The sequence below is a fragment of the Shimia sp. R9_3 genome (genome assembly GCF_017743755.1).
In the GTDB taxonomy this organism is placed as follows: Bacteria; Pseudomonadota; Alphaproteobacteria; order Rhodobacterales; family Rhodobacteraceae; genus Shimia.
Genome location: NZ_JAGHRP010000002.1, coordinates 182,727 through 197,538 on the forward strand (window position 1 = coordinate 182,727; position 14,812 = coordinate 197,538).

Below are 14,812 nucleotides of genomic sequence, written 5' to 3' on the forward strand. Positions count from 1 at the left end.
AGATCATGAGGCCGACAAAGGCAAACATCACCAGAAGCGCCACCATGGCGACGCGGCCGGACATGCGCGGATCTTTGGGATCTTCCATAGGCTTAAACCTCCGCTTCTGCAGGTTGATTTGCCCGCAGGTTGCGTGCAAGCAGATCCATCGCCGCCATGCGCACCGCCACGCCCATCTCCACCTGCTCCTGAATAACGGAGCGGTTGATGTCATCGGCGATCTCGCCGTCAATTTCGACGCCCCGGTTCATCGGGCCGGGGTGCATCACAATGGCGTCGTCTTTGGCGTGCGCGAGCTTCGCGGCATCCAGCCCGTAGCGGTGATAATATTCGCGCTCGGAAGGGATAAAGCCGCCGTCCATACGCTCTTTCTGAAGGCGCAGCATCATCACCACGTCCACATCCTTAAGGCCTTCTTCCATGTCCTCATAGATTTCGGCACCAAATTCGGCAAAGTTGCCCGGCACCAATGTGGGTGGCCCGATCAGCCGCACACGGTTCTCCATCTTCCCCAGCAGGATCAGGTTGGAACGCGCGACGCGCGAATGGGCCACATCCCCGCAGATCGCAATATTGAGCCGGTGCAGACGGCCTTTGGCACGGCGGATGGTCAGCGCATCCAGAAGCGCCTGTGTCGGATGCTCATGTTTGCCGTCCCCGGCGTTCAGCACCGCGCAGTTCACTTTCTGTGCCAAAAGGTCCACCGCACCGGAATGCGGATGGCGCACCACCAGCAGATCGGGGTGCATGGCATTGAGTGTCATGGCCGTGTCGATCAGGGTTTCGCCCTTTTTGATCGAGCTCGCCTGCATCGCCATATTCATCACATCCGCGCCCAGCCGTTTGCCGGCCAGCTCAAAGCTCGCCTGCGTGCGGGTGGAGTTCTCAAAGAACATATTGACCTGTGTGAGGCCCTTGAGCGCATCAGAATGTTTGTGGGCGCGGCGGTTCAGATCGACATATTGATCGGCCAGATCCAGCACGGTGGTGATTTCCTCGGGCCGTAGCGGCTCGATCCCCAGAAGGTGCTTGTGGTCAAAGCGCATGGTCTGCTCCTTATGCCGATATTGGCCCGCTTATAGGTAGCCCGGGGGGGCGGGGCAAGCATGCGGTGTGATGCGCCCTTTTGTCTGGTCGGCCATAGGGATAGTCTGTGGCCATGGAATCGACTTTGGACCCCTCCGCACTGGATTATCACACGGCGCGTGCCCTGCTGGAATGGCAGGTGGAACTGGGGGCCACAGAGGCGATTCTGGATGCGCCGTTCAACCGCTATGAGGCCCCAAAAGAAGCGCCCAAAGCGAAGAAAAAGGCCGGACAGCCTGCGCAGCCGATGCCGCTTCAGCCCGTGCCACAGATCGATCCGGTCGCCGAGGCGCAGGTCGCCGCCAAAGCCGCAAAAAGCTTGGAAGAGCTGCAGGCCGCCATGGCCGCCTTTGAGCATTGTCAGTTGAAACGGGGCGCGCGCAATCTGGTGTTTTCAGATGGCAATCCCGCCGCGCGGGTGATGATCATCGGCGAAGCGCCGGGGCGGGACGAAGACCGCGAAGGCAAACCCTTTGTGGGCCGCGCCGGTCAGCTGCTTGATCGCATGCTCGCCGCCATCGACATGGGACGGGATGTGCCTTTGTCCAAAGATGCGGTTTACATCACCAATGTGCTGCCGTGGCGCCCGCCGCAAAACCGCGACCCCAAACCTGAAGAAATCGCCATGCTGCGCCCGTTTCTGGAGCGCCATGTGGAGATCGTCGCACCTGAGGTCATTGTGCTGATGGGTAACATCTCTTGTGACGCGGTGCTGGGTCGTCGCGGTATCACCCGCCTGCGCGGCAATTGGCAGGAGGCTTTTAACAAGCCGGTCATGCCGATGTTCCACCCCGCCTATCTGCTGCGCCAGCCCCACGCCAAACGCGAGGCCTGGGCAGATCTCTTGAGCCTGAAGGCCAAGCTGGAGGATATGTCGTGAGAATACTTGCTTTCTCCGATCTGCACCGGTCGCGGGTGCAGGCCGACCGCTTGGTTGAAGCCAGCAAAGAGGCCGATCTGGTGATCGCCGCAGGGGATTTTACCAACCACCGGCAGGATCTGGCAGGCGCGCTGGCGCTGATCGAGGGCATCTCGGCCCCCATGGTGATGGTGCCGGGCAACAACGAAAGCGAAGCTGAGCTGCGCGCTGCCGCACCCGCCAATGCCATTGTGTTGCATGGCGAGGCCTATGAGTTTGAGGGGCTTAAGCTTTTTGGTCTGGGCTACGCCGTGCCGGTCACGCCTTTCACCGACTGGTCCTGTGACCTTGATGAAGCCACTGCGGCCGGGATGCTTGCAAAATGTGAGGCCGCCGACATTCTGATCAGCCATTCCCCACCCAAAGGCGTGGTGGATGTTGCCTCAAATGGCATGTCGCTCGGCTCCACCGCCGTGCTTGACATCATCAAACGCATCGCGCCGCCGCTGGTGGTCTGTGGCCATATTCACGACTGCTGGGGAAAGAGCGCCATGGTCGGCAACACCCGCGTCATGAACCTTGGCCCGACCGGCACATGGCTGGACGTCACCCCGCAAAACTAGGAGCCGCTCATGGGCCGCATTGACGAAAGCAAAGATTTCATTCCTGTGCGCATTGCCGTGCTGACCGTAAGCGACACCCGCGCCCTTGAAGAAGACCGCTCCGGCGACGTGCTGGTCGGACGGCTTGAGGCGGCAGGGCATGTGCTCGCCGATCGTAAAATCATCCGCGACGAACGTGCTGAGATCGCCGATCAGCTGCGCGCATGGTGCGCAGACGAAGCGATTGATGTGGTGATTTCCACCGGCGGCACCGGTCTCACCGGGCGCGATGTCACGGTGGAGGCGCACCGCGATGTCTATGAGAAGGAAATTGATGCCTTCGGCACGGTGTTCACCATGGTCTCCATGCAAAAGATCGGCACCAGCGCCGTGCAGAGCCGCGCCACCGGAGGCGTTGCGCAGGGCACCTATCTCTTCGCGCTGCCCGGCAGCCCCGGCGCCTGCAAAGACGCCTGGGATGAGATCCTCGCCTATCAGCTCGACTACCGGCACCGTCCCTGCAATTTCGTCGAAATTATGCCGCGTCTGGATGAGCATCAGCGCCGCAAGTGAGCGAGCGCCTTCACGGCCCATCACATTTATCGGCAAAGCGTAAATTAAAGTGACGGAAACCTGACGGGCGTCCGTATCAACCATGCGTCGTCTTGGATTCTTCCCGGATCAGGCGCATCATGGGGTCAAGCCACGCACGGAGGCGCAGCGTATGAGATTTTTGCGGCAAAGTTTGACCGGGCTTTTTCTGCTCTCGGTGACCGCTGGATTTTTGCTCTACGCGGGCCATCTGGTGCGGGGCGCGGTCGAAGAGCGGCTCTCTCAGGATGCCAAAGGCCCACCGGCGCGTGAGCGTATCTTCACGGTCAACGTCAAGCGCGCCGAGCCGGGGGCAGAAATACCGGAGCTTGTTGCCTTTGGTGAGGTGCAGAGCCGCCGCTCGCTCGAAGTGCGCGCCGCTGCCGCCGGAACCGTCGTGCATCTCTCTGAAAACTTTGAAGATGGCGCGCGGGTCACGACTGGTGAAATGCTGGTTCAGGTCGACCCCACCAAAGCACGCTATGCGCTCGATCGTGTGGCCAATGATGTTCTGGATGCCGAGGCCGAGCGGCGCGATGCGGACCGCACGCTGGCGCTGGCCCGCGATGAGCTGAGCGCGGCGGAGGCGCAATACGCGCTGCGCCAGACAGCTTATGACCGTCAGGTGGATCTGCAGGAACGCGGCGTGGGCACCGCCGCTGCCGTGGAAACCGCAGAGCTCGCCCAAGCCTCCGCACAACAAGCCGTGCTGTCAAACCGCCGCGCCGTGGCGCAGGCAGAGGCGCGTGTGGATCAGGCCAAAACCCGGTTTGAGCGCACCTCCATCCTCTTGGCCGAAGCCCAGAAAGATCTCGATGACACGGTGATTCGTGCGGATTTCAGCGGCACCCTGTCAGAGGTGACCATTGTGCAGGGCGGGCTGGTGTCCATGAACGAGCGGCTCGCCACTTTGATTGACGCAAACGCGCTGGAAGTCGCTTTTCGGGTCTCCACCACCCAATATGCGCGGCTGCTCGACGCCACCGATCAGCTGCATCAGGCCGAGGTGCGGGTCTCGCTGGATGCGCTCAACACCGACCTCTCCACCACCGGCGTGATCACCCGCGATGCGGCGGCCGTAGGGGAGGGGCAAACCGGTCGGGTGCTCTATGCGCGGCTTGACAGCGCGCGCGGCTTGAAGCCCGGCGATTTTGTCACCGTGCGCGTGAAAGAGCCGGAGCTTGAAAATGTGGTGCGCCTGCCTGCGACCGCGCTGAGTGCCGCCAATGACGTGCTTGTGGTGGGCGAGGGGGATCGCCTTCAGGCCATGAAAGTGAACCTGATTCGCCGACAGGGCGATGATGTGCTGGTGCGCGCCCGTGGTCTTGCGGGCCAGAACGTGGTGACCCGACGCACCCCGCTCTTGGGCGAGGGGATTGCCGTAAAACCGCTGAGCGGTGACAGCTCCCAGATCGAAGCACCCGAAATGGTGGCGCTCAGTGACGAGGAGCGCCAGCGCTTTGTGGCCGCGGTCGAAGCCAATGGCCGGATGCCAAGTGATGCCAAGAAACGCATCCTTGAGGCGCTGGCCAAGCCGGAGGTGCCCGCCCAGATGGTCGAGCGCCTGCGTCGCCGGATGGGAGGCTAACCCATGCGTGAGATCGGAGCCCGCGCGGGCGGATTGCTGAGCTACTTCACCCGCCACCGCACAGCCGCAAATCTGCTGCTGGTGGTTCTGATCATCGCAGGCATCGCGGCCATGCCCCGCATGCGGGCGCAGTTCTTCCCGGATGTGGTGGTCGACAATGTCACCGTCAACATCACATGGGAAGGCGCCGGCGCCGAGGATGTTGATGCGGCGATTGTGCAGGTGATGGAGCCTGCCTTGCTGGCCGTCGAGGGTGTCGAGTCGACCGAGTCCCGCTCAACCGAAGGCTCCGCCCGCATCACCATGGATTTTGAACCCGGCTGGGATATGGCGCGGGCCACAGATGACGTGCAGGTGGCGGTGGATGCCGTGACCACATTGCCGGAAGAAGCCGATGATCCGGTGGTGCGGCGCGGCGCTTGGCGCGACCGGGTGACCGATGTTGTGATCACCGGCCCCGTTGACGTGGACCAACTTGCGCGCTTTGCCGATGAGCTTGTGGCGCGGCTCTACACCGAGGGCGTGACCCGCACGACCATACGTGGCTTGGCTGAGCGACAAACCATCGTTGAGGTGTCCTCCGTTGATCTGATCACCCATGATATCGCGATTGCAGAGATTGCAGATGCAATTGCGCAGGAGGTCAATGCTGACCCCGCAGGCGACGTCACCGGCGCTGTGGCGCGTGTGCGCACCGGCATCGAGAAGCGCGCACCAGATGAGATCGCCGGTATCGTTCTGCGCTCCAATCCTGATGGCACCAAACTGACGGTGGACGATGTCGCCTCCATCCGCCTTGAGGGGGTGGATCGCAACCGTTCCTACTTTGTGGGTGAAAACCCGGCTATGGCTGTGCGTGTCGATCGTTCAGAGGCAGGCGATGCCATCGGCATCCAGCGGCAGGTCGAAGACGTGGTGGCAGAGATGCGCGCCACCCTGCCTGAAGGCGTGTCCATCGATCTGATCCGAACCCGCTCTGAGGCGATCACCGGCCGTCTGAACCTGCTGTTGGACAATGGCATCGCCGGTCTCTCGCTGGTGCTGATCCTGCTGTTTTTGTTCCTGAACACCCGCACAGCCTTTTGGGTCGCAGCGGGTATTCCCACTGCGATGTTTGCCGCTGTGGCGCTCATGTATGTGGGCGGGCTGACCATCAATATGATCTCGCTCTTTGGCCTGATTATCACGCTTGGAATCGTGGTGGATGATGCCATCGTGGTGGGCGAACATGCCGATGCCCGCGCGCGCCGCTTGGGCGAACCAGCCCCCGTTGCGGCTGAGAACGCCGCGCGCCGGATGGCCATGCCGGTGTTTTCCTCCACCCTGACCACCGTGATTGCCTTTTTTGGCCTCACTGTGATCAGCGGGCGGTTTGGCGATCTGATCGCCGACATTCCCTTCACGGTGATCGTGGTATTGATCGCCTCGCTGGTGGAATGCTTCCTGATCCTGCCCCACCACATGTCACATGCCATCAAACACTCCGCCAAAGAGCATTGGTATGACGTGCCAAGCCGCGTGGTGAATCAGGGTTTCCGCTGGGTGCGTGAAAACATGTTCCGCCCCTTCATGCGCTTGGTGATCTGGGCGCGCTATCCGGTGCTCGCCGTGGCGGTTGTGGCGCTAGCGTCGCAGGCCGCACTCTTCATCAACGGGGATGTGAAATGGCGCTTCTTCAATGCACCGGAACGCGGCTCGGTCACGGGCAACTTCTCTATGCTGCCCAGCGCGACCCGCGCAGACAGCCTTGCCATGATGAAAGAGATGCAGCGCGCCACCGAAGAGCTGGGTAAGCAATTTGAGGAACGCTACGGTGAAAACCCGCTGGACTATGTGATTGCTGTGATCGGCGGCAACAGCGGACGGGCGCTGCCCGGCTCTGAAAGCCTTGATCCGGATCTTTTGGGCAGCATCGCCATTGAGTTGATTGACGCGGACCTGCGCCCCTATTCCAGCTTTGCCTTTGTGGGCGCCCTGCAAGACAGCGTTGCGCGCCATCCGCTGGTGGATCAGATCAGTTTCCGTGGCTGGCGCTCCGGCCCCGGGGGCGATGCGCTGGATGTGGAGTTCTACGGCTCTGACAGCCCAACTCTGAAAGCGGCCAGTGAGGCGCTCAAAACCGCGTTGGAAGAATTTCCTGAGGTCTCCGCCGTTGAGGACAACCTGAACTACGACAAACAGGAACTGATCCTAGATCTCACGCCGCAGGGCCGCGCGCTGGGCTTCTCCATTGACGCGCTTGGCCGCGAGCTGCGCCACCGGCTCAACGGGCTTGAGGCCGCCACCTTCCCGGATGGCCCACGCAGCGCGGCGATCCGCGTGGAACTGCCCGAAGGCGAGCTGACCGCTGATTTCCTTGAAGGCAGCCTGATGCGCACACCCGCCGGGGCCTATGTGCCGCTCGCAGATGTGGTGACCGTGCAAAGCCGCACCGGTTTCAGCACCGTGCGGCGCGAAAACGGCGTGCGGCTGATCAATGTGACAGGCGACATCTCCGAAGATGACCCCGCCCGCGCCGAGGCTATCCTAGAGCAACTGCGCGAAGACATCCTGCCCACCATCGCCAGCGAGAAACAGGTGGAATGGCGTCTGGCCGGTTTGGCAGAGCAGGAGGATGAATTCCTCAACGATGCACGCACAGGGCTTATTCTATGCCTCAGCGGGATTTACCTTGTGCTGGCATGGGTGTTCTCAAGCTGGACCCGGCCCATGGTGGTGATGGCGATCATCCCCTTTGGCCTCGTTGGCACGATTTTTGGCCACAACCTGCATGATGTGCCGCTCAGCATGTTCACCGTTGTGGGGCTGCTGGGCATGACCGGGATCATCATCAATGACAGCATCGTACTGGTCACCACGATTGACGAACACGCCAAGGACCGCGGCGTGATCCCCTCCATCATCGACGGCGCGGCAGACCGCCTGCGACCGGTGTTCCTGACCACCGCCACCACGGTTCTGGGCCTCGCCCCGTTGCTGTTTGAGCGCAGCGCGCAGGCGCAGTTCCTCAAGCCCACGGTGATCACGCTGGTCTATGGCCTTGGCTTTGGCATGTTGCTGGTGCTGATCGTGGTGCCCGCGCTGATGGCGATCCAGACAGATTTCGCCCGTCAGGTGCAAGCCTTTGGCCGCGCCCGCCGTGCGCGCCGGTTGCAGGGCGCGCTGTTACTGAGCGGGGCTGTGCTGACCGGCTGGCTGGTGATGACCATGGGCTGGATGGTGCTGCAGGGGCAGATGCACCCGCTGCTCGGTCAGATCGTGCCCGCGTTCGCAGGTGTGACCACGCCGATCATGGCACTCTTGGTGTTCATCCTGGGCGCTGGGCTGGTCTGCGTACTGGGCTATGGCGCTGCGGCGGGCTGGATGCTGTATCGCGCCCGCCGGTCCGGAGCATCGGCATAGGCTTTCGCCCCCTCGCTCCGGTTACCCTGTTTGCCCTGATTATCCGGTGCAGCCGTGAATATCGACCGCATCGCCGTCACTCAGCACGGTGAAGCGCAGATCTGAGCGGTTGATCAGGAACGACGCATCAGAGACATGCACCATCTCGGTCTCCGCAATCAGCGTGTCCCCGCTGCGCGTTGTGGTGCCTTCCGCAACCCAGATCTCAGGATTGGCGGTTTCAATCACCGCGACTTCTGCGCCACCGGCGCGGGGCATCTTGATCTTGGCCTGAAGCTTCACACCGCCGTTTGTTGGTGCAAGCGTACAGGTGACCTTGTAAACGCCCGCCTCATCTGCCGACAGCGGTTGATCCACGATGGAGGCCACAATCCGCGCGTCCCGCGTGCCGGGGGCCGCCAGCTCACCATCAAGGTGCAGCCGCTGCGGCACACAGATGTCGCGACAAACGCCAATATCGAGCACCGCCTTCAGCCGCACAGGCTTGTCTGATTTCTTCGGGTCGATCTTCACCGGCAGGATCAGCTCTTCGGAATACCCGATGGAGCGCATGCCGTTTTCATAAAACACATCCGGCGTCGGCCAGCTCACCGCAATATCGCGCGCATTGTGCGAGCCCTGCCAGGAAATTCGCGGCGGAATGCCCGCATCCCCGGGCGCACGCCAATAGGTCTTCCACCCCGGATTCAATGTGATCCGCAGCCCCGCCGTATGGGTCCCATCCGCATTGCGCCAGCCGGGCAGAACCTCGGCCTGAACCACTTGATCAAAGGACTGTGCCGTCGCCACAGCAGGCGCCACGGCAGGCGAAATCAGAGCGCAAAGCGCGGTGAGGGTACGTGCGGTTGTCTTGAACATGAGCTTTTGATGGGCCAGAATCGGCTGAAATCCAACTCACAATCGGGCGAGAAACCCGTGTGAGACTGAAACACAACGCTTACCACTTGAGTCTATGATGGCAGGCGCACATGTTGGATGTACAGACAGCGCGTCTGTTGAAGGAGGCGTCTTGAGCAGCGAAGAAAACAGCACCACCAAAATGGACGAGCTCGATTTCACCGGGCAGGTTCTGATTGCCATGCCGGGGATGGAAGACTCGCGCTTTGCCAATTCCGTGGTGCTGATGTGTGAGCATTCTGAAAAAGGCGCGATGGGGTTGATCATCAACAAATCCATCGACGGGCTGAAACTCACCGATCTGTTTGAGCAACTCTCGATTTCCACCCACCAGCCGGATGCACCCTCTGCGCTGCATTTCGGTGGCCCCGTGGAAACGGGGCGCGGTTTTGTGCTGCATTCGCCGGAATATAAATCCGGTCTCAGCCACATGCGCGTGGGCGCGGATTTTGCCCTGACCACCACACAGGATGTGCTTGAGGACATGGCCGAAGGGCGCGGCCCGCAAAAGGCGCTGACCATGCTGGGCTACAGCGGTTGGGGGCCGGGGCAGCTCGAGCGTGAAATTGGCGAAAATGGCTGGCTTGTGGCCGAAGCCGCACCGGATCTGGTGTTTGACGATCCGGACGGCGAGAAATGGGCCAATGCCCTCAAAAGCCTCGGCGTCGATGCGCTGACTCTTTCCGCCGCCGCCGGTCGGGCGTGAGGCAGGCCAACGCCCGCCTCAACGGCCTCTATTGCGCATAAACCGCCGTTTCAAACGCCTCATAGGTCCGCAGATAGGGCGCTTCCACAAAAGGCAGGGATTGCGTGAACACCAGACCAGCCACATCTGACGCCGGATCCACCCAGTAATGCGTGTTACACACCCCGGCCCAGCTTTGTGACCCGGCTTTGCGCCGCCCCGGAACATCGGCCTCAAAACGCACCGCCGCAAAACTGTGGGTGGTGCCTTCAGGCAATTCCACATCTGCCGTCACAGGTGGTGCAATGGTCACCATCTTCTGAAACGTCTTGCCCTCCATCTGGTCTTCCAGCATTTCGGCAAAGGCTTTTTCAGACAGAATGCGCTGCCCATCCAGCGCGCCTTTGTTCAGCAACATGCGGAGAAACTTCATATAGTCCGGCGCCGTGGAATAGAGGCAATGCCCCATGCCATAGACCTCTGGCTGAGGCGGCGGGGCCAAGTCAAACGGCACAAAATTGCCGTCCTCACCGCGGGCCCGCACCTCCGACAGCCGATCTGCAAAGGCGTCCGGTTCAAAGGCGGTGTCGTTCATCCCCAGCGGGTCAAAGATCTCCTCGCGGCAGAACTGGTCAATGCGCCGCCCGTCAAGCGTTTCCACCACTTGTCCCAGCCAGTCGATGCTTGGGCCATAGCCCCAGCGGTCGCCGGGATCATACATCAGCGGATAGTTGAGCGATGCTTTGGTGCCGCTCAACACACTGGGATGTCCGGTCGCCTCAAGATATCTGCCCACTTCGGGGTTCCAGAATTCATACTCCAGCCCGCTGCGATGGGTGGCCAGATGGCGGATGGTGGCGGTGGTTTTGGGCGCACGCATCACAGGCGTGCCGCCGTCCCAGCGCTCCAGCACCTGCAGCTTGTTCCAGTCGGGCAGGATATCGGCCACGGGGGTGTCCATCGACAGTTTGCCCCGGTCGATCATGATCATCGCGGCCACCGAACCGATCGCCTTGGTGGCAGAAAAAATCCGAAACACCGTGTTCTCTGAAGCGGGGCGTCCTGCGGCGGCCTCTCCTGAGCTTCCCGAGTAGGTAACGCCATCGGCGTTGGCGCTCATCGCCACAACAAAGGGCACATCCTGCGCCGCAACGGCATCCTTGAGGATGCGATCAAAATTCTCAGACGACATGTGGTTCCTCCCAAAACCTCGATTGGGAGAAAAGCTAGCTCAGGAGCCTTTTCAAAACAACTTTGCAGGCTTGAAGGGGCTAATCTCTTGGAGCTGCCGCCCGCTTCAGCCGGTCATTGATCGCCAGCCCAAGTCCGGTTTCAGGGATCGGGGACACTGCGATGGGCGCGTCTCCGTCCTGATCCAGCTGGTGCAAGTGGTGAAACAGCTTTGCGGCGGCCTCTGTCAGATCCCCGGAAGGGCTGAGGTTGAGGGTTGCGCCGTCAACCTTGCCAAAGCCCAGCAGCCGTTCCTCCGCACTGATCTCGGTGGCGTTCAGGCGGACCGTGGCACCGGGCGCGTAGTGTGAGGTCATCTGTCCCGGAGCGGTCAGCGGCGCGTTCTCGGCGCGCCCCGCCACCGGCGCACCAATTGCGGATTCCAACGCCTCCACCGGAAGCCCGCCGGGGCGCAGCAGGGTGGGGGTGTCAGACAGGCCAAGGATGGTGGATTCCACACCCACATCACAGGCACCGCCATCAACCACAGCTTCGATCCGGCCGGTGAGGCCAGCGCGCACATGGGCGGCTTCGGTCGGGCTGATCTTGCCGGAGGGATTGGCCGAGGGGGCGGCCACCGGCCCGTCAAACTGCGCCAGCAACGCTTTGGCCACCGGATGGGCGGGCACGCGGATCGCAAGGGTGGGCAGCTCTGCGGTGACAAGCGGGGACAGGCCCGAATCCGGGCGCAGCGGCAAGACCAGCGTCAGCGGGCCGGGCCAGAAGGCGGAGGCGATACGGTCTGCAAGGTCGCTCCAAATGACGTAGCGTTTTGCGGTCTCGACATCTGCGACATGCACGATAAGCGGGTTGAAACGGGGCCGTCCCTTGGCCTCAAAGATGCGGGCCACCGCATGATCCTGACGGGCGTCAGCCCCCAGTCCATAAACGGTTTCCGTTGGGAAAGCGACTAAGCCGCCACCCCGAAGAAGGGTCTCGGCCTCAACAAAGCCGGAGGCATCAGCAGGGAGGGTTTTGGTGTCCAAGATGGGGCTCTCCAGTGACGTCGCGTTCCGCTATGATAGGATCCTTGCTAACACTATCTTTGCGCTCAAAGCTGCATACATGCGGCGCTCATCAAAGCCAAGCCTGCCGGAGAGACAGATGCCCTTTCGTGCCCCAGTGACAGATTTCCAATTCCTGTTCGACCACGTGGTCGATTTTGCTCAGATCACTGCAACCGAGCGTTTTGCAGATGCAGACAACGACACCCGCGACGCCATTCTGTCGGAAGCCGGTAAGATGGTCGAAGAGGTCATGGCTCCGCTGCAGCGCGCTGGTGACCTTGAGGGCGCCGTGCTGGAAAACGGCATCGTGCGCACCACCCCGGGCTATGGCGATGCCTATAAGCAGATCGCGGAAGGCGGCTGGATCTCCATGAGCGCCCTGCCTGAGAACGGCGGCATGGGCCTGCCGATCTCCCTCACTGCCGCTGTGAACGAGATGATGGGCGCGGGCTGCCTGTCTCTGCAGCTCAACCCGCTGATGACCCAGGGCCAGATCGAAGCGCTGGAACACCACGCCTCTGACGAGGTGAAGTCCATGTTCCTGTCCAAACTGGTGTCCGGCGAATGGTCCGGCACCATGAACCTGACCGAGCCTGCCGCCGGTTCCGACGTGGGCGCGCTGCGCTCCAAAGCAGAGCGCAACGAGGACGGCACCTATTCTGTCACCGGTCAGAAGATCTACATCACCTGGGGTGACAACGACTTCACCGAAAACGTCTCCCACCTCGTTCTGGCGCGTCTGCCCGAGGGCGGCTCCGGCACCAAAGGCATCAGCCTCTTCCTCGTGCCCAAGCTGCTGCCGGATGAAAACGGCGACTATGTGGTGCCAAACTCCCTGAAAGTTGTGAGCCTTGAGCACAAGCTCGGCATCCACGGCTCCCCGACCGCCGTGATGCAATACGACGGCGCCAAAGGCTGGCTCGTCGGTCAGGAGCATGGCGGCATGAAAGCCATGTTCACCATGATGAACAACGCCCGCCTCGGTGTGGGTGGTCAGGGTGTGGGTGTGGCCGAAGCCGCTTACCAGCACGCGCTGGCCTATGCCATGGAGCGTACCCAGGGCCGCAGCATGATCGAAGGCGGCACCGGCACCATCATGGATCACGCCGATGTGCGCCGTATGCTGACCGGCATGAAGGCGGATATCTTCGCTGCCCGCGCCATCGAAATGGCCTGTGCCGTTGCGCTGGACATGGGCACCGCCACCGGTGCGAAAGAATGGAACGCCCGCGCGGCCTTCCTGACACCGATCTCCAAAGCCTTTGGCACCGACGTGGGCATCAAAGTGTCTGAGGACGGCGTTCAGGTCCACGGCGGCATGGGCTTCATCGAGGAAACCGGCGCAGCACAGTTCAGCCGCGATGTGCGCATCACCGCGATCTATGAAGGCACCAACGGCATTCAGGCGATGGACCTCGTGGCCCGTAAGCTGATGGACGGTGGCGATGCTGCCTATGCCATCCTTGATGAGATCGAAGATTGCGCGGAAAAAGTGCGCGAGAGCATGGCAGATCTGGCAGAGCCTCTGTGGCAGGCCACCGAAACCCTGCGTGAAGCCACCGAATGGATGGTCGCACAGGGCGATCTGAACGACCGCTTTGCTGGCTCCGTGCCGTTCCTGCGCGGCTTTGCCCGCGTGCTGGGTGGCTACTATCACCTGCGCGCAGCGATCGCGGAAGGTGGCGAAGGCCCACGCTCCAAGCTGGCCAAGTTCTACATCAAGCGTCTGCTGCCAGAGCACGCAGGTGTGCTGGCCCACGCCATGGAAGGCGCTGGCGACCTCTATGCGCTGAGCCCTGAAGAACTGGGCGCAGCCTGATGCACGACGGCGCGGCAGGCATCCGCTATCCATGGGAAACTCCCCCTGCAGAGGGGGAGGCCATCGAGGTGGCCGAAGGGGTTCTTTGGATGCGCTTGCCGCTGCCGATGAAGCTGGACCACGTCAACATCTACGCGCTGGATGATGGCGACAGCTGGACGGTGGTGGACACCGGTTTTGACAGCAGAAAGTCCCGCGCCATTTGGCAAAAACTTCTTGATGGCCCGCTCGCTGGAAAACCAGTCGGGCGGGTTGTCGTGACGCACCACCACCCGGATCACGTCGGTCTTGCCGGCTGGTTTCAATCCGAACATGGTGCGGAACTCTGGACAACCCGCACCGCTTGGCTGTTTGCCCGTATGCTGCAGCTCGATGAGCAGGCGGTGCCCCGTCAGGAAACCCTCGATTTCTACCGTGCCTGCGGCATGGATGAAGAGATCTTCCAGAAACGCGCCAGCGAACGCCCCTTCAACTTTGCGGATATGGTTGCGCCCATGCCGCTTGGCTTTAAGCGCATCAAACAGGACGACGTGATCCGCATGGGCGGACGCGACTGGGATGTGCATATCGGCAACGGCCACGCACCGGAGCACGCCACCTTCTGGAGCCGCGACGACCATCTGGTGCTCTCGGGTGATCAGATACTGCCCTCGATCAGCTCCAACATCGGCGTCTACGCCACCGAGCCTGAAGCGGACCCCGTGGCCGATTGGCTGGAGGCCTGTGAGCGGCTGGCCATCTATGCACGCGCGGATCAGTTGATCCTTGGCGGACACAAACTGCCTTTCACCGGCGCGCCGACCCGCATGCGCCAGCTGATCGACAACCACCATGGCGCGCTCGACCGTTTGAAAGATCATCTCGATGATCCGAAAACCGCAGGCGAGTGCTTCCCGCCTTTGTTCAAGCGCACCATTGATGAAGGGGCCTATGGTCTCGCCTTGGTGGAGGCCCTTGCCCATTTGAACCATCTCTACCAGATTGGAGAGATAAACCGGACCAAGCGCGCAGATGGCGCCTACGTCTGGCAGAGGATCAAATAGGGC

12 protein-coding genes are annotated in these 14,812 nt (G+C 61.7%); 8 read left to right on the plus strand and 4 right to left on the minus strand.

Annotated elements, in window-relative coordinates:
* Positions 1 to 92: 92 nt before the first annotated feature.
* Positions 93 to 1,046, minus strand: coding sequence for an aspartate carbamoyltransferase catalytic subunit (locus J7412_RS05435; RefSeq protein ID WP_209061617.1), 954 nt, complete (start codon positions 1,044 to 1,046; stop codon positions 93 to 95).
* A 113-nt stretch (positions 1,047 to 1,159) separates the two neighbouring features.
* Between J7412_RS05435 and J7412_RS05440 the strand changes: the two genes are divergently transcribed.
* The 5 genes from J7412_RS05440 to J7412_RS05460 all read left to right on the plus strand — a co-directional run bounded on the left by J7412_RS05440 (position 1,160) and on the right by J7412_RS05460 (position 8,128).
* Positions 1,160 to 1,966 (plus strand): uracil-DNA glycosylase, encoded by an 807-nt coding sequence (locus J7412_RS05440; protein WP_209077764.1) that lies wholly within the window; start codon positions 1,160 to 1,162, stop codon positions 1,964 to 1,966.
* On the plus strand, positions 1,963 to 2,568 hold the full coding sequence (locus J7412_RS05445) for a metallophosphoesterase (protein WP_209077765.1): 606 nt from the start codon (positions 1,963 to 1,965) through the stop codon (positions 2,566 to 2,568). The genes J7412_RS05440 and J7412_RS05445 overlap by 4 nt, the downstream gene beginning before the upstream one ends.
* A 9-nt stretch (positions 2,569 to 2,577) precedes the next feature.
* Complete coding sequence (gene moaB / locus J7412_RS05450; RefSeq protein WP_209077766.1) at positions 2,578 to 3,120, plus strand: molybdenum cofactor biosynthesis protein B; 543 nt, start codon at positions 2,578 to 2,580, stop codon at positions 3,118 to 3,120.
* A gap of 151 nt (positions 3,121 to 3,271) precedes the next feature.
* On the plus strand, positions 3,272 to 4,726 hold the full coding sequence (locus J7412_RS05455; RefSeq protein WP_209077767.1) for an HlyD family efflux transporter periplasmic adaptor subunit: 1,455 nt from the start codon (positions 3,272 to 3,274) through the stop codon (positions 4,724 to 4,726).
* Between the two features lie 3 nt (positions 4,727 to 4,729).
* Complete coding sequence (locus tag J7412_RS05460) at positions 4,730 to 8,128, plus strand: efflux RND transporter permease subunit (protein WP_209077768.1); 3,399 nt, start codon at positions 4,730 to 4,732, stop codon at positions 8,126 to 8,128.
* Between the two features lie 39 nt (positions 8,129 to 8,167).
* On the opposite strand, the gene J7412_RS05465 is transcribed toward J7412_RS05460, so the two are convergent.
* Positions 8,168 to 8,986, minus strand: a complete 819-nt coding sequence (locus J7412_RS05465; RefSeq protein WP_209077769.1) for a protein-disulfide reductase DsbD domain-containing protein — start codon at positions 8,984 to 8,986, stop codon at positions 8,168 to 8,170.
* Between the two features lie 181 nt (positions 8,987 to 9,167).
* Here J7412_RS05465 and J7412_RS05470 point away from each other — a divergent pair, with 181 nt between their 5' ends.
* On the plus strand, positions 9,168 to 9,731 hold the full coding sequence (locus J7412_RS05470) for a YqgE/AlgH family protein (protein ID WP_209062069.1): 564 nt from the start codon (positions 9,168 to 9,170) through the stop codon (positions 9,729 to 9,731).
* A 28-nt stretch (positions 9,732 to 9,759) separates the two neighbouring features.
* Here the strand turns inward: J7412_RS05470 and J7412_RS05475 are convergent, their stop codons facing one another.
* Both J7412_RS05475 and J7412_RS05480 read right to left on the minus strand, forming a co-directional pair.
* Complete coding sequence (locus J7412_RS05475; protein ID WP_209077770.1) at positions 9,760 to 10,902, minus strand: serine hydrolase domain-containing protein; 1,143 nt, start codon at positions 10,900 to 10,902, stop codon at positions 9,760 to 9,762.
* 79 nt (positions 10,903 to 10,981) lie between these two features.
* The gene (locus J7412_RS05480) at positions 10,982 to 11,926 is read right to left on the minus strand and encodes an L-threonylcarbamoyladenylate synthase (RefSeq protein ID WP_209077771.1); all 945 of its coding nucleotides are present in this window, start codon (positions 11,924 to 11,926) and stop codon (positions 10,982 to 10,984) included.
* A 118-nt stretch (positions 11,927 to 12,044) separates the two neighbouring features.
* On the opposite strand from J7412_RS05480, the gene J7412_RS05485 reads away from it, so the two are divergent.
* Entirely contained in the window at positions 12,045 to 13,766 is a 1,722-nt protein-coding gene (locus J7412_RS05485) for an acyl-CoA dehydrogenase (RefSeq protein WP_209077772.1), read from the plus strand.
* The gene (locus tag J7412_RS05490; protein WP_209077773.1) at positions 13,766 to 14,809 is read left to right on the plus strand and encodes an MBL fold metallo-hydrolase; all 1,044 of its coding nucleotides are present in this window, start codon (positions 13,766 to 13,768) and stop codon (positions 14,807 to 14,809) included. Before J7412_RS05485 ends, J7412_RS05490 begins: the two co-directional genes overlap by 1 nt.
* Positions 14,810 to 14,812: the final 3 nt, after the last annotated feature.

Coding starts and splice junctions, on each gene's coding strand:
- J7412_RS05435 (WP_209061617.1), bottom strand. CDS start 1,046: ATGCGCTTTGACCACAAGCACCTTCTGGGGATCGAGCCGCTACGGCCC.
- J7412_RS05440 (WP_209077764.1), top strand. CDS start 1,160: ATGGAATCGACTTTGGACCCCTCCGCACTGGATTATCACACGGCGCGT.
- moaB (WP_209077766.1), top strand. CDS start 2,578: ATGGGCCGCATTGACGAAAGCAAAGATTTCATTCCTGTGCGCATTGCC.
- J7412_RS05455 (WP_209077767.1), top strand. CDS start 3,272: ATGAGATTTTTGCGGCAAAGTTTGACCGGGCTTTTTCTGCTCTCGGTG.
- J7412_RS05460 (WP_209077768.1), top strand. CDS start 4,730: ATGCGTGAGATCGGAGCCCGCGCGGGCGGATTGCTGAGCTACTTCACC.
- J7412_RS05465 (WP_209077769.1), bottom strand. CDS start 8,986: ATGTTCAAGACAACCGCACGTACCCTCACCGCGCTTTGCGCTCTGATT.
- J7412_RS05470 (WP_209062069.1), top strand. CDS start 9,168: ATGGACGAGCTCGATTTCACCGGGCAGGTTCTGATTGCCATGCCGGGG.
- J7412_RS05475 (WP_209077770.1), bottom strand. CDS start 10,902: ATGTCGTCTGAGAATTTTGATCGCATCCTCAAGGATGCCGTTGCGGCG.
- J7412_RS05485 (WP_209077772.1), top strand. CDS start 12,045: ATGCCCTTTCGTGCCCCAGTGACAGATTTCCAATTCCTGTTCGACCAC.
- J7412_RS05490 (WP_209077773.1), top strand. CDS start 13,766: ATGCACGACGGCGCGGCAGGCATCCGCTATCCATGGGAAACTCCCCCT.